Source organism: Paraburkholderia sp. (assembly GCF_026225065.1).
GTDB lineage: Bacteria > Pseudomonadota > Gammaproteobacteria > Burkholderiales > Burkholderiaceae > Paraburkholderia.
In genome coordinates, this window is the sequence record NZ_JAMFSB010000118.1 from 1 (window position 1) to 22,206 (window position 22,206).

18 protein-coding genes are annotated in these 22,206 nt (G+C 61.5%); 5 read left to right on the plus strand and 13 right to left on the minus strand.

Going from position 1 to position 22,206, the window contains the following annotated elements; translation table 11 throughout:
- The 6 genes from M0954_RS09455 to M0954_RS09480 form a co-directional block, all read right to left on the minus strand.
- A partial coding sequence (locus M0954_RS09455; RefSeq protein WP_297352825.1) for a biotin/lipoyl-binding protein occupies nt 1–910 on the minus strand: 910 nt, incomplete at its 3' end.
- Entirely contained in the window at nt 888–3,386 is a 2,499-nt protein-coding gene (locus M0954_RS09460; protein ID WP_297352827.1) for an FHA domain-containing protein, read from the minus strand. The genes M0954_RS09460 and M0954_RS09455, both read right to left, overlap by 23 nt.
- Before the next feature lie 220 nt (nt 3,387–3,606).
- Nucleotides 3,607–5,031, minus strand: a complete 1,425-nt coding sequence (locus M0954_RS09465; protein WP_297352843.1) for an efflux transporter outer membrane subunit — start codon at nt 5,029–5,031, stop codon at nt 3,607–3,609.
- 164 nt (nt 5,032–5,195) lie between these two features.
- Nucleotides 5,196–5,477: a hypothetical protein gene (locus tag M0954_RS09470; protein WP_123386524.1), complete on the minus strand. Its 282-nt coding sequence runs from the start codon at nt 5,475–5,477 to the stop codon at nt 5,196–5,198.
- Nucleotides 5,478–5,738: 261 nt separating this feature from the next.
- The gene (locus M0954_RS09475; protein WP_122157160.1) at nt 5,739–6,164 is read right to left on the minus strand and encodes a DUF4399 domain-containing protein; all 426 of its coding nucleotides are present in this window, start codon (nt 6,162–6,164) and stop codon (nt 5,739–5,741) included.
- A 45-nt stretch (nt 6,165–6,209) separates the two neighbouring features.
- Nucleotides 6,210–6,635: a DUF4399 domain-containing protein gene (locus M0954_RS09480; protein ID WP_122157162.1), complete on the minus strand. Its 426-nt coding sequence runs from the start codon at nt 6,633–6,635 to the stop codon at nt 6,210–6,212.
- A gap of 163 nt (nt 6,636–6,798) precedes the next feature.
- On the opposite strand from M0954_RS09480, the gene M0954_RS09485 reads away from it, so the two are divergent.
- Nucleotides 6,799–8,760, plus strand: coding sequence for an SUMF1/EgtB/PvdO family nonheme iron enzyme (locus M0954_RS09485; RefSeq protein ID WP_297352829.1), 1,962 nt, complete (start codon nt 6,799–6,801; stop codon nt 8,758–8,760).
- Nucleotides 8,761–8,814: 54 nt separating this feature from the next.
- Here the strand turns inward: M0954_RS09485 and M0954_RS09490 are convergent, their stop codons facing one another.
- On the minus strand, nt 8,815–10,980 hold the full coding sequence (locus tag M0954_RS09490; protein WP_297352831.1) for a serine/threonine protein kinase: 2,166 nt from the start codon (nt 10,978–10,980) through the stop codon (nt 8,815–8,817).
- A gap of 367 nt (nt 10,981–11,347) precedes the next feature.
- Between M0954_RS09490 and M0954_RS09495 the strand changes: the two genes are divergently transcribed.
- Nucleotides 11,348–11,545, plus strand: a complete 198-nt coding sequence (locus tag M0954_RS09495) for a hypothetical protein (RefSeq protein WP_297352832.1) — start codon at nt 11,348–11,350, stop codon at nt 11,543–11,545.
- 31 nt (nt 11,546–11,576) lie between these two features.
- Here M0954_RS09495 and M0954_RS09500 read toward each other — a convergent pair whose 3' ends face one another.
- A complete protein-coding gene (locus M0954_RS09500) occupies nt 11,577–12,035 on the minus strand; it encodes a (2Fe-2S)-binding protein (protein ID WP_133893971.1) in 459 nt (152 codons plus the stop codon).
- A gap of 15 nt (nt 12,036–12,050) precedes the next feature.
- Nucleotides 12,051–14,342 (minus strand): molybdopterin cofactor-binding domain-containing protein, encoded by a 2,292-nt coding sequence (locus tag M0954_RS09505; protein ID WP_133893970.1) that lies wholly within the window; start codon nt 14,340–14,342, stop codon nt 12,051–12,053.
- 326 nt (nt 14,343–14,668) lie between these two features.
- On the opposite strand from M0954_RS09505, the gene M0954_RS09510 reads away from it, so the two are divergent.
- Nucleotides 14,669–16,984 carry a hypothetical protein gene (locus tag M0954_RS09510; protein WP_297352834.1) on the plus strand — a complete coding sequence of 772 codons (2,316 nt, stop codon included), beginning with the start codon at nt 14,669–14,671 and terminating at the stop codon, nt 16,982–16,984.
- Nucleotides 16,985–17,026: 42 nt separating this feature from the next.
- Nucleotides 17,027–17,968, plus strand: coding sequence for an FAD-binding protein (locus M0954_RS09515; protein ID WP_133893968.1), 942 nt, complete (start codon nt 17,027–17,029; stop codon nt 17,966–17,968).
- A 67-nt stretch (nt 17,969–18,035) separates the two neighbouring features.
- Here M0954_RS09515 and M0954_RS09520 read toward each other — a convergent pair whose 3' ends face one another.
- The 4 genes from M0954_RS09520 to M0954_RS09535 all read right to left on the minus strand — a co-directional run bounded on the left by M0954_RS09520 (nt 18,036) and on the right by M0954_RS09535 (nt 20,899).
- The gene (locus M0954_RS09520) at nt 18,036–18,296 is read right to left on the minus strand and encodes a hypothetical protein (protein WP_122157177.1); all 261 of its coding nucleotides are present in this window, start codon (nt 18,294–18,296) and stop codon (nt 18,036–18,038) included.
- A gap of 62 nt (nt 18,297–18,358) precedes the next feature.
- Nucleotides 18,359–18,619: a hypothetical protein gene (locus M0954_RS09525; RefSeq protein WP_122157178.1), complete on the minus strand. Its 261-nt coding sequence runs from the start codon at nt 18,617–18,619 to the stop codon at nt 18,359–18,361.
- 62 nt (nt 18,620–18,681) lie between these two features.
- Nucleotides 18,682–18,939, minus strand: coding sequence for a hypothetical protein (locus M0954_RS09530; protein ID WP_122157179.1), 258 nt, complete (start codon nt 18,937–18,939; stop codon nt 18,682–18,684).
- Between the two features lie 415 nt (nt 18,940–19,354).
- Nucleotides 19,355–20,899, minus strand: a complete 1,545-nt coding sequence (locus M0954_RS09535; RefSeq protein WP_297352836.1) for a carboxylesterase family protein — start codon at nt 20,897–20,899, stop codon at nt 19,355–19,357.
- A 352-nt stretch (nt 20,900–21,251) separates the two neighbouring features.
- Here M0954_RS09535 and M0954_RS09540 point away from each other — a divergent pair, with 352 nt between their 5' ends.
- Nucleotides 21,252–22,178, plus strand: a complete 927-nt coding sequence (locus M0954_RS09540; protein ID WP_122157181.1) for a LysR substrate-binding domain-containing protein — start codon at nt 21,252–21,254, stop codon at nt 22,176–22,178.
- The last annotated feature ends 28 nt before the right edge of the window (nt 22,179–22,206 follow it).

Consider the following 22,206-nt stretch of genomic DNA (forward strand, 5'->3'; position numbering starts at 1 on the left):
CGAAGCGAATCCGCGCAGCCGCGTCCGCCACGAGGCGCGCACTCTGCAGTTCCAGCCGCACCTTGTCTTCGGCGGTGGCGATATCGCGTACCGCGGAATCGTATTGAATCTGCAGGTCGGTGGCTTGCTCGCCGCTCGTGGCGAGCTGTGCATTAGCCTGTGCGTATTCGTGGCTCAACTGGAAGTCCAGTTCGGAGAGTTTCGATTGCGCTACCCGGTAGCCGTTTTCCGCCTCCTGATAGGCGTTTTTCTTCGCTTCGACCTGAAGCTCGGCGACACCGCCGCCGCCCGGCTGCGCAAACAGCCGTACATATTTATCCTGCTCGTCACGTGCCGCATCGCGTGCATGCCGCGCGTTGTCGAGATTGCTGCGTGCCTCTTCGAGCAGCGCCCGCTGTCCTTCGGCGAGCTTGGTCGTCCCCTCAGACATGCGGTTCTGGTGCAGATTGGATTCCACTTCCATCTGTTCCTTCAGTGCTGCAGCCTTGCGCTCCATCAGCGCCTTCTTTTCGGGAAACTCGCGCCACTCGCGCTCAGCCTCCTCGAGTTTGAGCTGTGCCTGCAAGGCGTTGCTCGCTGCCTCGATCGCGCCACGGGCGTTCAGGCGCGCCAGCACATCCCCCTTCGAGACCGGTTGGCCTTCGGCCACGTAGAGATCTGCGAGTTCGCCGTCGATGGGCGCGTAGAAGCGGCGCACCTCCGATTCGGGCGCAAGCGTGCCTTGTGCACTCACGATCACGTCGGCGCGCCCGAAAAACGACCACAGCAGACCGGCGATCACGAGCCCGACCATGATGAGCACGAGCGCGCGTGCCAACCGCACCGGTTCCGCGGTCAGGATCGCGATACCTTCGGCGCTGTGATCTTCCAGCGCCTCGGCAAGCGGCTTAAGGTGAATTTCCCGCTTCACTGCCGGTGCCTCCGATCAGGGCGAGCTTTGCCCGCAACAAATCCGGGTCCAGCACCATGCGCAACTCCTGCAGCGAACGGCGCTGCAATTCCACCTCGGCGTTAATCGCGGCGAGCAGGCTGTCCCAGTCGCCGGAATGGTCGGCGCGTAACTGGGTATAGATGCGCATTCCTTGTTGAGCCACTGACTGCGCTTCCGATAGCGTTCTGGCCTGGTTGCGAAACTGTGCGGAGATGCCCGCCTCGAGCCGCTGGGTGCCCCCGATCGCACCGTTCTCGCGATATTGACGCCATAGGGCCTGTGCATGCGTGAGCCCGTCTTGAGCGCGGGCCAGCGCCTTGTCGCGGATCGAGGACACGTCGGTGCTGATGGCCTGCATGAACCAGGTGTCGTCGGTGGCGTCCAGCGCGCCATAGAACGTCAGCAGTTGCTGGTCGTAGTCCTTCGTGCCGCGCATTTTTTGCAGCGCACCGAATTGATCGAACACAGACTGCTTATGCGCCTGCTCCCGGGCGAGCACGTCGGACCATGGCGAAGGCGGCATCGACTGCAAGCCGGCGAGCGCTTGCTGCCCATCACCGCGCCGCCACGCCGCGGCGACGAGGTCGTGCTGACGTATCACCGTATCCGAAGGAAGCTGCGTCGCGGCGAACAACCGGTACTGTTGCTGGAACGGCGGCGTCGCAAAGTGCGCGGATTTCATCAGTGACAGCAGGGGACCGAGCTTGCGCGCACGCGCCTCGTCAGCGAGCGCCGCGTATCGTTGCAGGTCCGCTCGCAGTGGGTCAAGACCCGCAAGACGCGGGTATTTCTCGGCGTAGTCGCTAAACATCGCCCGCAGCGTGTCGAAGTTGCCCTGTGGCAGATCGGTGGCGATGGCCGCGTTCAATCGCGCGATCGCCGGCAGATACACGGAGTTGTCGCGCTGCAGCGCACGCAGGTGACTCATCGCCAGCGCGTACGGCTCGGCGAACTCGGGCACGTATGACGAAATCCGGTCCAGCGCGTGTTGATGTGCTTGCGGGTCGGCGTTCCAACGCGCAAGGAGCTGGGTGATGCGGTCCTCGTCCGCGTTCATCCGGATGGGCGCTTGTGAGCCACCTCTACCCACGACGAACTGTTCCAGATCCCCCACCCACGCCAGCTCATCGACGAGTGGCCTCGCGTCAGGATTGGGCCTGGCCTGGACCTTTGCACCGGCGAGCGTCGCCGCCGCCTGATCGAAATTACCTCTGCGCAATGCCGAAAGCCATTCGGGCACAGACGCCTTCATCAGCGCTTCACTCGCGAGCGCCTCCATGGGCGCATCGGCAGGATGACCCTCGAGATCCCGGTTCGCCCGCGTGACGGCATTGGAATAGTTGCCTTCCGCCAGCAGCGCCTTCACCTCACGTTGCGACGAGCCTCTCATATAGAGCGTAATCGCCACGACCAGCAACAGCACCAGGCCCGCGACTCCCCACGCCGCGCCGCGCCGGATCGCGGTGCGATCGCCGCCCGAGAACACGCGCATGCATTCGGCAGCGAACACGCGCCATTTATGCGGGCTGTCCACGGACCGTGCATCGTGATCCGCTGCGTGTGGAACGTGGGAGACCGCCTCATTGACCTCATCCTCTCGCTGCGCGACCTGATCGACGCAAAAGATCTCGAGAAATGAATGTGCGGCACCAACGAAGGTGGTCTTGTCGGTATCGAGCAGTTCGCACTGTGTAGGGTCGGAAACGGATATCGCGGTCACAGTAGCCTCGAGGTCGGACGCCTTTTGCAATTGCACCTTGTAGACGAAGTGGTCCCCGCCGAATGCAAGGACATCGCCGTCATGTAGGGAAACTGCCGATGCCTCGAGCCGCTTTCCGGCGACAAAAGTACCGTTCGTACTGCCGAGATCCTCAATGCACGGAACGCCCGCGTTTAGAAAAATGTGGGCGTGACGCCGCGAAATGTAATTGACCTGATGCGGATAGCGCGTCTTGTAGCGCGAGAACAGTTCGTCGATCTTGCTGACGAGAAATGGGAAGGTGTGGACTTCAATAGGCTGAAGCCCAAGGTCGCCGCGCTCGGGAATGAGCGCGAGGGTGACGGGTTGTGCTGTGTAGGCTTCGACCTGCGCACGTGATTGAATGCCCACGCGATAGCACAACGTGCCGCCAAAGCAGAGTTCGTCACCGTCGCGCAGGCGGTGCGGCGTCTGCCGCACGCTTGTGCCGTTGACAGTCGTGCCGTTCTTGCTGTCGAGATCGGCAACATAAGCGACACCGTGCTCGACGAAGACTCTGGCATGCCTGCGCGACAACGCAGAGATCAATTCGTCAGGGTAGCCGGTAAAGGGAGACTCGCCGCGACCGACTGCGAACAGGCTATCGCCGATACGGATCGTCCCCAGCTCTGGGTGCGAGACAGACGAGAGCACCACATCGAACTCGCGTTCGTGGGTCACCCTCAACTCTGCAATTGGAGCCTCGCCGGGATTCATTTGTCTTCATCACGAAGCGTTGATTCGCTGCTGCCACGAATGGTTCAGCGAGGGCCGGCGAAACCCGCGGCGCGAATGCTTTGGCGCGACGAACCGTCGGACGGGCGATGACAATCAAATTGTAAGACACGCATCGCGGGAGTCAATTAGCCGTTTGCCCCCTGTGTTGTCTTTGCCTTGATGTTGTCTGCGTGTACCTACGCGTTACCTGAGTATTCCCTTAGTTTTCCTTCACTTCGGCCTGCACATCGAGCGCAGGCCAGCCACCGCCCAGCGCCTTGTAGAGCAGCACGGTGTCCGAGAGAATCTGCTGATGATTGGCCAGCAGAGCGAGTTGCGCCTCTAGCAGCGTGCGTTCCGTCTCGAACACTTCAAGCTGCGACACCACGCCTTCCTTCAACTGCGCTTCGATCTGGTCGGCAACGAGGCGTAATCGTGCTACTTCCTGTTGCAGTTCCACACGTTGCTTGCGATGCGAGTCGAGATTGACGAGCGCGTTCTCGACCTCTTCGAATGCACCCATCACCGTGCGGCGATACTGCTGCTCGGCGAGATCGCCTTGTGCCTTGCTTGTCTTCACGTGGGCGCGCACGCCGGGATCGAAAACCGGAAAATCGATGCTAGGCATCAAGCCATACGTGAACGCCTTCAGCAGGGAGGACAGCGCAAAGCTCGCGGTGCCGGCATGCCCCGTCAGACTGATAGTGGGCAGTTGGGCAAGCTTCGCCTGACCGACGAGGTCATAGGCTTCGAGCACGCGGAATTCCGCGGCCACGACGTCGGGCCGGCGCGCCAGCAGCTGGGCGGGCAACCCGGCGGGGACCGGCGGCAACTGGACGCGTTGCTGCAAGTGCCCGTCCGGTAGCTGAAACTCGCCCGCAGGCACGCCAACCAGCGTGGCAAGCGCATTGTTCGCGAGATCGCGCGAGCGGCGCAGTTCCAGCAACTCATTCGTCAACCGGTTAATTTCGGCCTGTTGGCGCATAACGACGGTTTGAGGAATCAGGCCGCTATGGCTTTGACCCTCGTAGATCGTGAGTATCTGCCGGTTAGTGGCCAGCGTCTTCTCCTGTTGAGTAATCTGATCGTCGTACTGAAGAATCTGGAAATATGTCACTGAGACGTTGGAAACCAGTTCCAGATACCCCGCACGCCAATCCGCTTCCGTCGCATGAAACTCGGCTTTCTGTGCCTGCACGCCTTTCTCGACCTTGCCCCAGATGTCGATGTCCCAATTGACCTGGGTCCCCAGCATGTACTGCTGCTGGAACGGCACGCCTGTGCTCTTCTGGAAGTTGCCGCCAGCGCCTGCGTCCAGGGTAGGCAGCGCGCCCGCCTGCGCCTCGCCGATCTGGGCACCCGCCACCTGGATACGTGCGGCAAGAATCTTGATGTCGAAATTGCCTGCTATCGCTTTCGCAATCAACGAATTCAGATACGGGTCCTGGAAGGTCTTCCACCAGTCGGGCTCGATCGTCTCGGCGGCAGATACGGCCACGCTCCCGTTCGACCATGAATCCTTCGCCGGCGTATCGGGGCGCTGATAGGCGGGCATGCTGACGTCGACGCAACCGCATAGCAGTACTGCACACAGCGTCGTGGCCTCCAGAACCCGCAGCGCTGAGCTTCGATGCTCGACGTGCACACGGCTGCAGGTACTTTCTTGCGTCGCTGCCGCAACCGGCGTGCGATGACCCGCTGCCAGACAGAACAAGGCAGACACGATTTTCTCCAGTAAGCGCGGCTGTATGGACAGAACGATCAGCTGCAGGCGCGTTTTGATTGCGCCCTGTAGCCGGAACGCAGCTGTCAGATCAGCGTGATGCTGTTATTGGCGGACTGATGCGGGGTGATCGTCGAAGACATGTCAGTCGCGAAGGCCGTGTCCATGCCATTGACGTTGTCGATGTTCAGGCCTTGATTGATCAGTTGCGAAGCGCCGATCGTGATGCCATTGCCGAATTTGAACTGGCTAAGGGAAGGAAACGAGGACATCAGGCCGCCTGCCGTCAGACCGCCGCGCACAACGCGCATCGTCTTGCGGTCGAGTTCTTCCGTGACGGCCAGGTCTGAAATCATGAGCGTGTTCATTGCGGTTCTCCGGTGTCGAGGGTGCAAGCATCTCGTGTCTGCTCGCACCCATCTTATGCACAGGCCGTGCCATGACGCCGCTGCTGCCTGGGCAAAGCACTCAATCGCTTGAAATCACGCCGCTATTCAGGAAGTCGAAGGAAGCAGCCTCGTGCGCCGTCGGGTTAGGCAAGCCACCATGTGATGGCCGCATTCCAACACGATCCGTTCACACCGTTGGCGTCGCACCAACAGATAACGCCCGACACATCATTGATGTAGTTACTTGACGTAGATCGTGATCTTCTTCGAGTAGACCGGTGGGTCGTGCGGCATATGCATGTAGTCGCCCATCAATAGCTGAAGCGTGTGCTTCCCAGGCGGCAGAACCAACGTCGTTTCAGTTTCGCCCGCGCCAAAATGCAAATGGTTACGATCGGAAGGAATCTCCTGATCGAATGGGGGCAGGCTGGTATCGATCAGCAAGTGGTGGTGTCCAGTGTTCGGGTAATTGACGCCTTTGGGCGCCACGCCCATGTTACGCAGCCCGAACCACACGCGAAACGGTTTGCCCGCAGCCATCGTCTGGCCTTCGTTCGGATAGCCGATATAGCAGAATGCGCCTGGCGGCGACGGCGTGCCAGCCGCAAAGGCAGCACTCAGCCAGACCGTGGCGGCCAATGCAGCGAGAGCGATTATCTTCTTCATCGTGCGTGCCCCCCGTCTTCTCGGACCGAAGCATACAAAGCGGTCCTAACGTACGTAAATGGTGATCTTTTTCGAATACACCGCGGGAACCTGCGGCACGTGGTTCTCATCCCCAAGCAGAAGCTGCAGGGTATGGGTGCCCGGTGCGAGTTCGACGCGCGCGTCGGTTTCGCCTGCACCGTAGTGCAGGTGAGTGCGATCGGAGGGGATCTGCTGGTCGAGCGGAGGAAGATCGGTATCGACCAGTAGATGATGATGCCCGCTATTGGGAAAGCTGACGCCCTTCGGACAGATCCCCATGCCGCGCAAGCCCATTCTCACCCAGAGCTTGCCGCCGTGAATCACGGCGCCGTCGGGTGGCCAGATGATGTATTCCTCGGCGCCGGGCGGCGACGGCGACTGATGCGGGACTGGCGCCGCTGCCGTCAGGCAGATCACGGCCAGAACACTGAGCGCTGTTCTTACTGGCATGTTGCGCCTCCTTCGGGAGAGCGGAGCTCGTATTTCGTCCTTTAGCTTAGAACGTAACTTCACAAAAAGAAACGAACCATTCGTTAACCTTGTGACACATGTAGCGCGTGCTATCGTTGTTTCATCGGGAAGCAGGTTCGGTACGGACAACCAGGATTTGAATATGTGGCGAAAATTCCTGCTCGTATGCATAGCCGGGGTCCTACACGTGTCGTGGACGGATGCCAACGCTGTCACGCAAGCTGGCAGCAGCGCGATTCTTCAGACGACAGCACGATCCGTGGAAGGTACGGCCGAGCGGCGCGTTGCGCTCGTCATTGGCAATAGCGATAGCGCAGCCACTTCGCCTGGCAATGCAATCAACGACGCCCGCAGCATGGGCGCGCTGCTGGCGTCGCTAGGCTTCGAGGTGAACGTCCTCACGGATGGGACGCCGCAACAGATGCAGCAGGCGCTCGCCGCGTTTCACACGCGTCTTGCGAGCGGTGGTGTCGGCCTCTTCTATTTTGCCGGGCACGGTCTGCAGGTCGGCAACGAAACGATCCTGGTACCTGAGGGTATCGACGCCCGCTCCCCCGCCTCTCTGCTCGTCAATGGAATCGGTTTGAGCAGCGTGCTTGCAGCGATGTCTGCACCCCGCGTCCACAAAGCCAATGTGGTCATACTCGATACCTGCCTGGAAAACCCATTCCATTCCGCCGATACCCAAAAGCCAGGTTTGCCACTGCCTCAGCAGACTTTTATCGCCTACGCTTCAGCCCCGGGCGGGTTTGCCGCCGACGGTCTCAGCCATGGCGTCTATACGCGCGCGCTTTTGCGCGCGCTCGGCAATGCACCGGAACGCGACATCGACGGGATCATTCGTGACGTTGAGCGAGCCGTGCGCGCCGATACCGGCGATAAGCAAAGACCCTGGTCTGTGTCGTCGCTTGCCGGCAACTTTCGCTTCGCACGCTATCCGGGTAACGCCGTGGCAAGCCAGCAAAGTGCGGAGCTTGCCAGCGCAGCGATTGTCTCCGTGCGCAGCCGCGGCATCATGCCGAAAGACAGCAGCGAACAATACGAACTGACGTTCTGGGATTCGATCAAGAACAGCAACTACGCTAGCGATTACCAGGCCTACCTGAAGGCCTACCCCGACGGCCGCTTTGCAGCGCTCGCGAAGGCACGGATCGAGCGCTTGCAGGCCGCCGCGTCAGCGCCGCCGCCGGGTGCGGCGCCCGCAATTGCGGCGCCCGCGCCGCCTGCCGCATCGAAAGCTCAGGCAGCCGCGGCGCAACCGGGTCACGCGGTTGTGGCGAGTAGTGCCGCGCCTGCACCCGCGCCCGCACCTGCCCCTGCGACGCCGCCCACGCCTGTCGCCGCCGCGCCCAAGGCGCCGGTTAATTCCGCGGCCAATAGTTCAGCAGTCGGCGAGAGTAAGGACTGCGCAGCTTGCCCAGTGATGGTGCCGCGACCCGCCGGCTCGTTCACGATGGGCAGCAATGCGGGCGACATCTCGGAGCGGCCGCCGCATCATGTCGCGGTCGGCGCACCGTTTGCGATCGGCAAATACGCCGTGACTGTCGAACAATGGAATGCCTGCGTGACGGCCAACGCCTGCCCGAAGCTGTCGAGCGAAAACGCAACGGGCACGAAGGCGCCCGCTCGCGATCTCAGTTGGGACGACGTCCAGCAGTACCTCAAGTGGCTCAGCAAGGCGACCGGCAAACCCTATCGCCTGCCCACCGAAGCCGAATGGGAATACGCTGCGCGCGGTGGCACCTCGACGCCATACTGGTGGGGCGATCAGATGCGCAAAGGCAACGCGAACTGCAAGGGCTGCGGAGACCCCTGGCACGAGACGGGGCCGGAAAACGTTGGAACATTCGCGGCGAACCCCTATGGTCTGTACGACATGGGTGGCAACGTCTGGCAATGGGTGAGCGACTGCTGGCACAGTTCGTACAAGGACGCCCCGGCAGACGGTCGTATCTGGGATGCGTCCGGTTGCAACATGCGCGTCATTCGTGGCGGCTCGTGGCTCGAAGGCGCCGACTACATGCTCGCTTCGACGCGCTTTAAGTACAGCGAAAGCGTGCGCCAGTCGCAGAACGGCTTCCGGGTTGTCAAAGATCTGAAGTAAGCGAAAGCAGCAGAGATGAGCCGCGATGTCGAAGGGGGCCGCGTTGCGCGGCTGTCACTGCTTGCGGGGCTGCGTGTTGATCTGAGTGACGTCGGCCACGATGTGATCCGGACCGTACTTTCCCGCGATCTGTGCGAGACGTGTGTCCAGTGCGCGCAGATAATCCGCGCGCGCTTCGCTTTCCGGCCGGAGTGCGTTGAAGAGCGGCGCCGGCGTGACCAGCAGCACCACCAGTTCGGTTCCGAACGGTTTGGCAATCATCCAGTCCCCTGCGCCGCCGACGGTCGCCGCGTAATTCGCGGGCGCCTGATTATCTGGCGCCCGCGGACCAGGCACCATATGCACGACACTGCCGTCTAACTGGTAGTAGTCGATATTCACGTACGACTCGTAGTCGGGAGTCGTCAAGCTGACCACCAGAGGATCGCCCTCCGCGAGTTGTCCGCCAGTCGCTTTCACCTGAAGCGCGGCGGGGTGGCCAGCCTGCCAGTTGCGTGTCCAGTATGGCGCTACGAACTGGATGACATCGCATTTGTCCGCCGCAACCGGTGTCACGTCGACATTCAGCGTGCTCACGCCCGGCAGCGCACTCAGACGATCCTTGAGCGTGGCGATCCCGTTTGCCTGTGGCACGAATCCATGCACTTTTACAGCATGACCCTGTACCGAGGCGGCGAGCGCGGAACACGGCATGTGCGCAAGCAATGTGGCGACCGATGCGAGTGTAGGTGGAAGCGGCGCCGACACCGCGGCTAACGACGACGCCACCCCTGACGCCAACGCAGCTTGCGGCGCTGGCGTGTGCACACGATCGGTCGCCGCTTTCGACGTTGCCGGCGCCGCCGCAATCAGTGGTGCTGAAGCTGTACTCGGCGCACCGTTAGAATTGCCAGGCGTCCGGTACCAGAGCAATCCGAGAGCGGCCACGCCCAGCCCCGCGAGCGCAGCCCCCCCGGCAATCAGCATGCGCTGTTTTGTGATGCGCGGCTGGGCCGAGAATTCGCTGACGAACCGGTTGACGGTTGGCATGCGCGTACGGCGATCGAAGGAGAGCGCGCCGCGCAGGGCCCGCCACGGGCGCGTACCCAAACCTTCGGGACGCTGTGGCTTGAGATCGGCGTTGCGGGCCTGGGTGGCCGCGAGCCGGCCGAACGGGTGATGTCCCGTCAGCAACTCATAGACAATGCAGCCGAGCGCGTACACGTCGTCACGCGGATCGGGCTCGAGGTGCTCGAGCATCTCGGGACTCGCATAGGCAGGCGTCAACGCGCCGAGCGTGCCCGGATCGAACACGGTTGCATCGCTCTCCTCATCAGGCCGCTGAAATGCCCGGGCGATACCGAAGTCGATCACCTTGACGTCGCTCTTGTCCGTCAGCAACACATTGCCTGGCTTGAAGTCGCAGTGCACGAAACCATGCTCGTGCGCATAGGCGAGCGCGCTGGCCATGCCTTTGACGATTGGCAGCGCCGCGTCGTACGGCATGCCCTTGAAATTCTTGTTGCGCAAGAGACGGCTGAGCGGCTTGCCAGACAGATATTCCATCGTCAGATAGACGACTGCACCGTCCCGGTCGAAGTCGTAGACGGTGACGATATTGCGGTGTGCCAGCACCTGGGCTTTCTTGGCTTCGCGTTGCAGCGCGATCAGCGACTGGGGATTGCCGCGGAACTGTACGTTGAGGACCTTGATAGCGACGTAGGGCTTGCGGTCCGATGCTTCCAGCTTGCGCAGGTCAAGTGCCTTGTAGACGGTGCCCATGCCTCCGACGCCAAGGCACTCCTCCAGCACGAAGCGGTTATTGAGCGTATCGCCAACGCCTTTGACAGGCCCGGAACCGGTGGTGGGTTGAGCGTCGGAAGGCGCACCTGCCTGTCCGGGTTGAGCCGATTGACTCGGTTGTCCCGCTTGACCCGTGCTGCCTGCAGATCGCGTCTGGCCACTCGCAGGGGACGCGGGATATCGGGGCGTTGTCTGCACGCGGGTCTCGCCGCCGCCCAGCGTCAGATTGGTACCGCTCAGCCGCTCGATCCTCCGCTGAACTTCCGCGTAGACCGCCGGGGGCAGCGGCATGTGTGTATGTGCTTCACCCAATATCTCCAGTAGCCGCGCCGAACCAACACTGTCCTTCGTCAGCGTGCTGTCGAGCTGTGCAATGAAGTCATCTTGCGACAGCTCGCCGTTCTGGAATTCGCTAATCGCATGCGCAAGGTTTGCCATTTTTTTAAAGCCACGCAGCTCCCGATAAACCGTAATCAACCTGTCGTAAGAAGTTACATGCTCACGATCGATACTAGTCCGCACCCATGCCTTCCGCAATTCAGGATTACACAACAATGTCACAAGAGCGCTCTGCACCACACAGGTGTTGTGCCGCTTCTGACAGCATCGCCCCATTGTGTTGGTTTTAACCCATCACTTCACGGTCACCACGCTGGTCGCAGCCGTGCACAGCAAAACACGTGCGAGCGATGCATTGTCTATACTGATTCGGAGCAATCCTTTTGGATTTTCCGGCGCTCCGGCACATGCGGAAAATCTCCGCCGTCATTCCACTCAGCCACCGATCACGACATAAGGAACAGCCATGGCTATCATCGCAATCAAGGATCTTCCGGACAGTGTCGAACTCGACCGGCAGGCCATGGCGGCCATCGTAGGTGGCGCGCGAAGCGGCGCACAGTACGGTTCGCTTCTGCAACAGGCACCGAACCCAACCCGCCTCATCGACTATCCGCAAGGCTTTTTATCCACGCGTCAACCCGTTTCCACCGCCAAATCCTAGTCACGCATAGACACGAATAAGCACTCACGCTTTACCCGGTCTTCTTTCGAGCGGCCTCATGAATAGCCGCCCGGATGCGCGGGTAGGTACCGCAACGGCACACCACGTTCGACATCGCGTCGTTGATGTCCTTGTCGCTCGGCGTTGGCTTTTGCTTCAGAAGCGCCGAGGCCGCCATCAGTTGCGCGCTCTGACAATAACCGCATTGCACCACGTCGATGTTGCTCCAGGCAGCCTTGAGCGCGACGGCCTCGGCACCTCCGAGTCCTTCTATCGTGGTGATTCTGCTGTTGCCCAGCGTGGAGATGACAGCCAGGCACGACACCTGGGCCGCACCATCCAGATGCACCGTGCAGGCTCCGCACACGCCGATTCCACAGCCGAATTTGGTTCCCGTCATACCCAACTCACACCGCAGCACCCAAAGCAGCGGTGTAGCCGGGTCCGATTTCACCATCACCTTCTTGCCGTTGATGTCGAGCGTTAGCATGTTCTCTCCCACCACTCACGCGAGTTGCAATGGCAGCGTACGCAAACGCTGCCCAGTCAGTGCAAAAATCGCATTGGCCACGGCCGCCGCGATGGGCGGCGTGGCAATTTCGCCCACTCCTTGAGGCTCCCCCTCGCTCGACATGATGTCGGTGTCGATAACCGGGCAGTCGTCCATGTGTACGATTGGGAAGTCGGTGTAGTACTGCTGCTGCACCTGCCCGTGATCGATCGTGATAGCTTCGTACAAGGCCGCCGACAGGCCGAACACAATGCCGCCTTCCACCTGCTGGCGTATCAGGTTCGGGTTCACGGGCGTACCGCAATCGACCACGCAGACCACCCGCCGCACGCACACGGTTTTGTTCGCACCGATCGAAACCTCCGCCACCTGCGCGACTATGCTGCCAAACGCCTCGTGCAGTGCAATGCCGCGTGCGCAGGCCGCGCCGTCAGGGGCTCGCGCAAGCGGACGCCCCCAGTTCGAAAGTACGGCGGCACGCCGCAACACGGCAAGATGCCGCGGATGATGCTCGAGCAGACCCGCCCGGAACTCCACCGGATCCTTGCCTGCGGCCGCGGCCAGTTCGTCCATGAAGCTCTCGACAAAAAACGCCTGGTGCGAATGCCCCACCGAACGCCAGAACCCAACCGGAACCGGCAGTTCGACTGTGGTCTGCGCGACCCGCAGATTGGGCCACTCATAGGGCTGGTCGAACGCGCCCTCCACCGTGGTGCGGTCGCACAGCGGGTCGGGGATGCCGTAATTACGCTTGAGCGATGCAGCAACGGCCGACTGGCTGGCCGACAGGTTGCGCCACGCCACCAGTTCGCCCGCGCGATTCAGCCCGGCCCTGAAGCGCGACACGCAGGCTGGCCTGTAGAAGTCGTGCGTCATGTCTTGCGGACGGCTCCAGATCGTCTGCACCGGTCTGCCATCAGCCTCACTCGCAATAGCCGCAGCCTGCGATACATAGTCCACTTCCAGGCGCCTGCCGAACCCGCCACCGAGGAGTAGCACCTGCACCTCCACCTTGTCGGTATCCATGTGCAACACCTTCGCCACCTGCTTGCGCGCGAGCGCCGGGACCTGGGTGGAGACCCAGACTTTGGCGCCGTCGTCTGTGACCTGTACCGTACAGTTCATGGGCTCAAGAGGCGCGTGCGCGAGATAGGGCGCGCGGTATTCGGCGCTCACAACCCTGGCAGCCGTGCCCAGGGCGCCATCGACATCGCCCCGGCTGTAGTAAGCATGCCCTTCCGAATGCTCCAAGGCATCCGTGAGGCTGCGAACCACGTCGGAATCCGAAACGTCTGCCGCCGCACCATGATTCCATTCAATCCCCAAGGCAGCGACTGCATCGAGCGCGTACATCGCGATGAAGACATTCTCCGCAATCACCGCGACACCACCGGTGCCGCCGTTATAGGCATCGACCTTCAACACCTTGACGACGCCGGGTAAGGCGCGAGCCACCGAATCGTCGCAATCCTTGAGCGTTCCCCCGAGTGTCGGACACATCAGAACGCTCGCGTACAAAAGCCCGTCCGGCAATGCGTCGATACCGAACTTCGCGCTGCCGTCGAGCTTGGACGGCCCATCGATGCGCTTGACCGGTTTGCCGATCAGCCTGAACTGCGCCGGGGTCTTCAGCACGACGTGAGTCTGCAGCGATTGCTGGCCCGCGAGCTCGGCCAACTCACCGAAACTTGCCGAGCGTCCCGACGGATGCAGCACGCGGCTGTTCTCGGCTCGGCACTCGCCCACCGGTACGTGCCATTGTTCGGCCGCCGCGCCGCACAACATCATGCGTGCGCTTGCCCCCGCTTCGCGCATCGGCTGCCACAGGTCGTTGATGCTCGTGGAGCCGCCGGTGATCATCGTGCCGACGAAATCGCGCGAAGCCTTGCGTAACATCCAGACGGTCAACTCTTCGAAGACGCTGTGATCGTCGGGGCGAAACGGAAGATCGCCGACGATGTTGTCCAGATTGTTGTAGATCTTGTCGATCGGCGATTGCTGGACCTTCACCCGCGTCCAATCGGCGTCCATCTCGTCCGCGAGCAGCATGGCCGCTCCGGTATAGATGCCCTGGCCCATTTCCGCTTTACACATCATCACTGTCACGCTGTTGTCCGACGAAACCTTGACCCAGCCGTTGAGCGGCACTTCCGCGCCCTGTACCGGCAATGGCGCGGAGCCAACCAGACGCTGGCGCAGCGGTAACGCCGACCAACCGACGACCAGTGCACCGGCAGCGCCAGCGACGCCGAGACCACCGATCAGGAAGGTTCTGCGCGTTAGCATGAGAGCTCTGGGAGCCGGTAGGTCATCGTCGATCAGTCCTGTTGCCGCGTCGGCTGGCGTGTACCGACCATCAATAGAAGAACGCGCGCGCTTGCGCGCAATTGAAATAACGGACTCCAGATCGTTTTGAAAAGAACAACACTTCCTGCAAACAGGAACACTAGCGGCACGACCAGGGACATCCGCTAGTACCGCAAGCACACGAATCACCTATATTAGTCTGGGCAGTAGGCCGCCGAAACCGGCATTCATACCAGGCAAGAGACCGTCAACGCACCGCACGCCAGAAGCAGAGTTCGTATAGCAACGCCACGCGGAGGTCGCCGATGCTCGTTGATCTTGTACGCGATTTACTGAATCGCATCGCCCCTACCTGGGAAGCGGCTTTCGCACGTCACGGCCTAAATCTTCGCGCGGCGGACACGGCGAGCGAACTCGCCCGGGTGCTGACGATCGACTGGACCGATCCGCTTGTCGCCGATTTATGCCGTGCCACGTACCGGGCCATCGAACCCGGGGACCCAGCACGCAGCCTGCTTTACCACGTGCTCGCGCGTCCTGCGGAGGAGCCCGTGGGCGGAAGCGTCTCGCTCGACGAACTGGATCTGTTGGAGAACTACGTTTATTCACTGGCAGGGCCGCCCGACGACTGGCCAGAGCTGAAGGTCGCGGTGCTCGCCTACCAGTATCGTCCGGCCCGACGCACCGGACACCAGGTACACGCCGACATGGTGTTCTCACGCCTGGGGATTGCTCGCAATGGCGACCGTGAAGCTCAGTTCGATCCGCTTAGCCGTGGCTTTTCGCCCGATGCCGGGGACGTCGCACATGTCCGTGTGTTGCCGGCACGTTTCGGCGCGTTCCTCGTGCGTCACCAAAAGGGGCCACACGCGTTAGCGCTGATCGAAGGTGAGAAAACGCGTGATCATGGGCGCGACTTCGTGACGCCGGTCTACAAGCTATTCGAGGGCCCGGAATGCCTTCCCGGAATCTCCGTGTCGCTCTCCTTCATGCAACACCATGTCGGCGACAAGATCAAACGCGCCGCGCAGGCAAAATGGGGCGTTACGGTGCCGAGCTCGGCGAACCTCGACGCCGCGCCGTTCACCATGATAAGCAGCGGCCAATCTGGCGATACAGTGGCACTGGTGCGATCCGGCTCTGCCGTGCTGGTGATGCCCAAGCCTCTGCCGCTTATCGAGTCCGTGCAGGCCGGCACCGCGCCAATATATAGCTTTAAAGTGCCACGCCAGTGGCCGTGGCTGCTCGAGATTGTCAATCGGCGCTATACCACGATGCGCATCGTCAATTCCCTGTTCCGGGTGTTTCTCGCCGGGATCGATGAAGTTCGGCAACTCTACTTTCCACACTTCGCGCCGAACTGGTTGCGCTACCCCGAGCCGCGCAACGCACCGGAATTCATCAACATCCGTCACCCCGCAGGACCTGGGGCCGAACCGCCGCTGAACATGTGCATGCACCCGGATAGCCGCGTGAAATTTCTCGACGAGGTCAAAGACGGCGGATACGACACCCGGTTCTTCATCGACCATTGCGCCGAAGGCGTGGTTAGCGTCGCGCTCGGCGGACCGCCGGCGTTGCCCGTTCTTCCCGCCTATTCGATCGTCGCCGCGCCCGATTTTTATCCGTATGCCGATCAGGTCGAGTTGGAGCGCTGGTTTCAGCAAACGCACACCGATCCTAAAACGCAGTTCAGAAATGGCGGTCCTTCGTCGCTCAGCGGAGAGCGGCTGACTGCCAACCCGGAGCATAACGATCCGCTCACCGGCAAGCCGGCCTTCACCTCCAAGGACACCACGATCTCCGTCGCATTCAGTCTCGCGGCCCGCACCGATCATCACACGGGGCCGGTGGCATCCAGCGTGAGAATGGTGTCGTTCCTGTCGGACGCTTCGTCCAATGTATTTGCGCCCGGCTGGGACGTGACGTATTCGGGTGATCGCGGCGGCATATTTCTCGCCACGCACGGACTCGGCAGCCCGTTCGTCGAAGACGTCAAGCTATGCGCGGCCTCGAACAGCTTCTGGCCCGCGCTCAGCCCGGACGCCTCGCGCACCTTCAATCGCGCCGATGCCCCAACGGCCATCCCGATGCTGGACGAGGAGATTGGCCTGCATCCTTCGCATCCGCTGGTGGTCAAGGGCATAGCCACTGCCCGCCGTGGATGGGACGGCGAGTATGGCCCCTATCTGACGCCAGACGGTATGGCCGAATACGCCGATATCTATCGTTCGGATTACGTAGCGAATGCGCTTGCGGGCAACATGTTGTTCGGCGCCTTGCAGCATGTCGACGCTGCCGAACTGATCCGGCGCATCAGGGCGCTACGTCACGCCGTGGCTGCGTGCGATCCTGGACAGACGCCTGCTCATACCCGGCTGTGGCTGATCTCGGTACGCCGGATCGACGACCAGTCGCCAGATGCACAAGCCGCCTACCGTTTCCTGTTTGTGCTTCCTGTCGACCATGGGCCCAAAGCGGTGCAAACAGCACCGGGCCGCCTGCGCGTGCCGTACGCAAAAGCCCTGTGTTGCGATTCGACCGCCACCGCGCTGCAGACCCAGGTTCGCACCGCCGCGCCGGATGCTGAGGCGTTAGCGCTTTACCTGCGCGGCGCTTGACGCGCGATGCGCGGCGCGTCATACGCTAGCTAGCGACATACAATGAACAGCTACGCAGATGTTGTCGTCATTGGCGACGGACCCGCTGCTTGCGCTGCGGCCATCACGGCCGCGCGTGCGGGACTTGATATCGTCATGCTCGGACGCGGCCGCCGTTCGGGCGGCGCGCCGGAGTACCTGTCACACGCTTCCGTGACGCTGCTTGCTGCTCTTGCTCCAGGCCTTTCGCACGAGGCCGACATCTGGCTCGATCCGGAGGCCTTACCGCAGTCCGGACGCGCACTGATGCGCGACAAGTTCGATCAATGCTTCAGGATCGAAGCCATCGAGACAGGTACCCGATACGTTTCTCTCGCAGCCGGCCGAGTCGAACCACACATTGCACAAGGCAGAATTTCTGGCGTGCGTTGCGGAGGATTATCGATCGCAAGCCCCGTTGTGATCGACGCCAGCGGATCAAACGGCTGGCTTCGGCGTGCCATGCGACTCGAAGAATCGATCGGTTCTCCAGCATTGTGGCTAGAGCGCGGACTCGCAGCAGCAAGCCCCCATGCGCCGGAGAATCACTGGGAAATCGCACAGCAAGGCTGGCTGTGGATCAAAACAACCGGTGCGCAGAAGATCTGGACGTCCCTGTCGACCCAGCGTGAGACCGCCGTTCAATGGCCGGATGGCATGTCGCCCATCGGCAGGCGATGGCGCGATTGCCGCCGTTGGCGTTGCCTTCAGCAGGCAGCCGGCCCCGGCTACTTCGTATGCGGGGACGCCGCCATGCAACTCGATCCCGCCACGGGCGACGGATTCAGATTCGCTGTCGAATCCGGCGCCCGTGCGGCATCGATGGCGGCACAGCTTCGCCGCCACCCCGAAAGCTCCAGTCTCATCGAGGCGTTGTACTCGGACTGGATCATGCAGTTTTATGTGTCCCGCACAGCAGCGCTTGCAGAATGCTACGCGAACGCCGGTCTGCTCTGGGCGGGATAAGACGCGTGTGGTCCCAACGCTTGAAGTGTGCAGCACCACCCTCCCCGGAAGGCGATACCGCGGACCATTACAGCGCGTTTAGCTGATAGCCACCGAAATTCTGGATGTTCGGAATGCTAACGTTGACGTGCTGGCTCGCGTCAGTGGTCGTCACGATCGGCCCGACCTGGATACCGATGGTGGGGCTGGCAAAGCCGCCGCCACCGAACACGTTTCCGTAGTTTCCGCCGACGCCGGCGAGTGCGCTGCCACCGTGAATAGCGGACATGTCCTTGCGGTCAAGTTGTTCGCTAACGGGCAGATCTCTGATCATAAGGGTCGATTGCATGACTAACTCCTGGAGTTGAGCGGACGTGCGTCACCCTCCGTGGAGGGTGACGCGCGCACCTGTTACAGCAATACGCCTTGCAAACCGCCAAAGTTCTGGACCGTGGGGATGCTCAGGTTGAGATGCGAACTCGCGTCGGTCGTGTTGACGGCCGGTCCGACCTGCATGCCCGTCGTCGGGCTGGCGAAGCCACCGCCGCCAAGCACGTTCTGGGTATTGCCGCCGACCACAGCGATGGCGCTCCCGCCACGTACGGCGGACATTGCCTTGCTGTCGAGTTCTTCGGCGATGGGCAGATCTTTGATCATGAGGTTCGAGTGCATGATTAACTCCTTGGAGAGAAGATTGATGTGGCCACCCCGTAGCGAGGTGGCACGCACATTGTTTAGATAACGAACTGGGTGCCACCGAAGTTCTGGATCGTCGGGAGGCTCAGGTTGAGATGCGAGCTTGCATCGACCGTGTTGACGGCCGGTCCAACCTGCATGCCCGTCGTTGCGCTGGCAAACCCGCCGCCGCCGACCACGTTCTGGCCATTGCCGCCGACGATGGAGATTGCGCTACCGCCACGCACGGCTGACATCGCCTTGCTGTCGAGTTCTTCGGCAATCGGCAGATCCTTGATCATGAGAGTCGATTTCATGGTTAATACTCCTAATGTGTTATGCGGGTTACGTTAAGTGAGCATCGGGTGTCGCGCTCACACCAGCTAATGCATAGGGTGTGCCAGGCGAGTAGCCGGCGTGTGCAATTGGGTACCGGCGCCTTGTCGCACAAGGGAGAGGGCACGTTGCGCAGGCATCGGAACTGGCGGGCAGCGTTGGGCCGGGTGTTGTGCAGAGCCAGACAGGGGGCGTGGTAATAGTCCGTCGGCAACAGACACCTCACCAGACGGCTAGATCAACGCCGGGCTAAGGTCGCAGCCACTCGTTCGGCGGTGGCTCTTTCCCGGTCTAAGCCCCATTCGACTGAGGAATCGACCAGGACGACGCGTGCGTGATCACGCCGCCGTTTGAGATTGGCGGCGCGCACTGATCCGAGCTTCAGTACAGTCCTCTTTAGAACAAGCCTATCCGTCCACCCGCTGCTTGCCAGTCGCTAAATGCATCGCGCTGCTCCTTCGACAGCAATGGTGTGACCGCCTGCTTGTCACCCAACTGCATGAAGTTGCCGCTATCGAGCTGCGGCCAGGTCAGCAGACCTGGCCCGTTCGGATTCCCGGTGCGAATGAAGTTGACCCAGTAGGACTGCAGTTGATGCGAGATCTCCCGGTCCTTCGCAGTGAAGGGCCGATGACCATATTCCAGCGTGCCGAATACGTATGGCACCTCTGAGCTATGAAACGTCGCAAAGCGCTTGGCGAGCGGCCCCGGTTCCGGATGCGTGTAGCGATAGCCATAAGCAGGTGCCGCCTGACCGTCGTGCCCCTGCGACCATGCAATCACCCCTGCCGAAGCAGAATCCGCCAATAACCGCCGCACCGTCGCCGATACGTCTGCATCGTTTTTCACCGGATAAAGCGCGGCGAATCGGGCGGACACCGGTGCGAAGCGATCGCCAAGCATTGCCTGGTACGCCCGGGTCGTGCTGATCTGCCATGTCGGGCTAAAGGCGCTGGCTTCGTCATGGTTAGACCCGAGCAGCACCGGCACATCACTCCGCTCCTTCGCGCCGTCAGGAATGAATTTGCCGTCGTCGACAGGGAAGAAGCGCACGTGATCGCCCAGACGCGGATCCGTCTGCAATGCGAGGAGCTGATCCGCAGGGAGCGAGCGAAGCGCCTCGAGCGTCGTTGCGCCGCTCAGGCTAGAGAGTTTGTCGCCAACAGCTTCGGCGCGCTCGCGCGGAATGAGCGTCGTATCGCCCCACGAGTTGCTTTCTGCAATCGCACGCGCAAACAGCCCTTCGGCCGACGGCGCGGCGAGCAGGTGATGGACCGAGATCGCACCGGCCGACTGCCCTTCTATCGTCACCTGGGCCGGATCGCCGCCGAAGCTCGCGATATTGGCCTTGACCCATTGGAGCGCGGCAACCTGATCCATCATGCCGTATTCGCCGGAACTGCCTTGCTCGGCATCGAGCAATTTATCCGCGAGAAAACCGAACAGGCCCATCCGATAGTTGATCGTGACGACTACAACGCCCTTTTGCGCAAGATGATCGCCCCGGTAAACCGGCACTGCGCCCGAGCCTTCAGAAAACCCGCCGCCGTGAATCCATACGACAACAGGCAGCTTGCCCGCAGGATGCAACGTGGGAGTCCAGACGTTCAGGAATAGACAGTCTTCGCTAAACGGCGGATCGGCGAGATATTCCGCAGTCCAGGGAATGACCGCTTTCGAATTGCGCCGCGGCTGCTCGCAGCTTGCGCCGAACTTCGTTGCGTCGCGCACGCCCTGCCAGGCGACCGCCGGCGCGGGTGGAGTCCAACGCAGCAGGCCAACCGGTGGCGCCGCGTAAGGAATGCCCTTGAAGGAGAGGACATGCCCCTCCGTGGCACCGCTCAATTCGCCGCTTTGAGTTTGAACCAGCGGCGCTGCAAATGCGTCGAGCGTGAGCATGGCAAGCACGATGAAAACTGCCGTCCGAATGACGTTGATCATGAGCGGAATTCCCTTCGGTTGTTCTGTTTCACCAGCAGGTCTGATCACGAACCGCGATCGCGAATCGATGATAATACGCACGCTTTGCAGATGACGCGTGGGCGGCGCAGAATTCATGGCGGCAAGCTGTCACTAGAATGGCAAAGCCGCCATATATTCCCTTCGTTAACCTAACACCTGGCGCAAACCCTTAAAGCTAACGTCGCCGCGCCGCGTCATATCGGGTGAAAGCTAAGTGTGAGATTTCCACGATCATGCAACTATGTCGCACGACGCCTAAGCGCGCACGCCGACACGCGCGCACCAGCAAGAGGAAGCGGGTAGAAGGCATGGGTTTGACCTGGACTGCAAGATGACCTCCGAAGATCTATTGATGTTTCTCAGCGTGGCAACCAGCGGCAATTTCTCGCGGGCAGCCATTGAAGTCGGCCTGTCGCAATCGGCGTTGAGCCGGAAAATCTCGACCCTTGAGGCGGAGTTGAATATCCGTCTGTTTTATCGCAGTGGGCGCGGCGTGGTGCTAACGGAGCCAGGGCATCGTCTGGTCAAGTACGCGACCGAGGTCAAGGAGCTACTCGAGCATGCCACCGCCGATCTGTCTTCGCCGGAGCATCAAGGGCCGTCGAGCATCGTGCTGGCCGCGCAGCCCACCATTGCCAAGATCCTGTTTGGGTCGATCGGCAAGGCTTTGAAACAGGAATATCCCGGCATCAAGATGCGCTTCAAGGAAGGCCTGGGCGGGTACATCCGGGAGTGGATCGCGAACGGCGAGATTGACGCGGCCATCGTGTATCTGCCGGAAAATCACGCGTCGCTGGGCGCGGATGTCATTCTGCGCGAGCAGCTGTATTTTGTGGCACCACCCGAATTCGGCCCGATCGGCAAAGGCTTCCCGGTTGAACGTCTCGCCAGCGTGCCGTTGGTTCTGCCCGCGCATCCCCACGGACTCAGGGTTCTCGCGGAATCGCTGACGGCCCGCTTTTCCAGATCGGTCAATCTCAGCATGGAGTGCGACGCCTCCGTCTATATCACCAAGCAACTGGTGGCAGAAAACTGCGGGTGCACGATCTTGCCTCTGGTATCGGTGCAAGAGGAGATGCGCAAAGGCACCTTGCAAGCCGTGCCGCTGATCAATCCCGAGATCATCCGGGACGTCGCCATCATCTCCGCACGCAACAGGCCGCCCATACCTAGCCAGCGCCAGGTGCTGGAAACGGTGCGCCAGCAGATCGTGCATCTCGTGAAGTGCGGTGCCTGGGCCGGCGCGACACTGGTCTGATACCGCTCGGCCCCGTGCCCGGCGTGCT

Coding starts and splice junctions, on each gene's coding strand:
- M0954_RS09540 (WP_122157181.1), top strand. CDS start 21,252: ATGACCTCCGAAGATCTATTGATGTTTCTCAGCGTGGCAACCAGCGGC.
- M0954_RS09460 (WP_297352827.1), bottom strand. CDS start 3,386: ATGAATCCCGGCGAGGCTCCAATTGCAGAGTTGAGGGTGACCCACGAA.
- M0954_RS09480 (WP_122157162.1), bottom strand. CDS start 6,635: ATGCCAGTAAGAACAGCGCTCAGTGTTCTGGCCGTGATCTGCCTGACG.
- M0954_RS09500 (WP_133893971.1), bottom strand. CDS start 12,035: ATGCTAACGCTCGACATCAACGGCAAGAAGGTGATGGTGAAATCGGAC.
- M0954_RS09535 (WP_297352836.1), bottom strand. CDS start 20,899: ATGATCAACGTCATTCGGACGGCAGTTTTCATCGTGCTTGCCATGCTC.
- M0954_RS09505 (WP_133893970.1), bottom strand. CDS start 14,342: ATGCTAACGCGCAGAACCTTCCTGATCGGTGGTCTCGGCGTCGCTGGC.
- M0954_RS09520 (WP_122157177.1), bottom strand. CDS start 18,296: ATGCAATCGACCCTTATGATCAGAGATCTGCCCGTTAGCGAACAACTT.
- M0954_RS09485 (WP_297352829.1), top strand. CDS start 6,799: ATGTGGCGAAAATTCCTGCTCGTATGCATAGCCGGGGTCCTACACGTG.
- M0954_RS09490 (WP_297352831.1), bottom strand. CDS start 10,980: ATGGCAAACCTTGCGCATGCGATTAGCGAATTCCAGAACGGCGAGCTG.
- M0954_RS09475 (WP_122157160.1), bottom strand. CDS start 6,164: ATGAAGAAGATAATCGCTCTCGCTGCATTGGCCGCCACGGTCTGGCTG.
- M0954_RS09510 (WP_297352834.1), top strand. CDS start 14,669: ATGCTCGTTGATCTTGTACGCGATTTACTGAATCGCATCGCCCCTACC.
- M0954_RS09530 (WP_122157179.1), bottom strand. CDS start 18,939: ATGAAATCGACTCTCATGATCAAGGATCTGCCGATTGCCGAAGAACTC.
- M0954_RS09470 (WP_123386524.1), bottom strand. CDS start 5,477: ATGAACACGCTCATGATTTCAGACCTGGCCGTCACGGAAGAACTCGAC.
- M0954_RS09495 (WP_297352832.1), top strand. CDS start 11,348: ATGGCTATCATCGCAATCAAGGATCTTCCGGACAGTGTCGAACTCGAC.
- M0954_RS09515 (WP_133893968.1), top strand. CDS start 17,027: ATGAACAGCTACGCAGATGTTGTCGTCATTGGCGACGGACCCGCTGCT.
- M0954_RS09525 (WP_122157178.1), bottom strand. CDS start 18,619: ATGCACTCGAACCTCATGATCAAAGATCTGCCCATCGCCGAAGAACTC.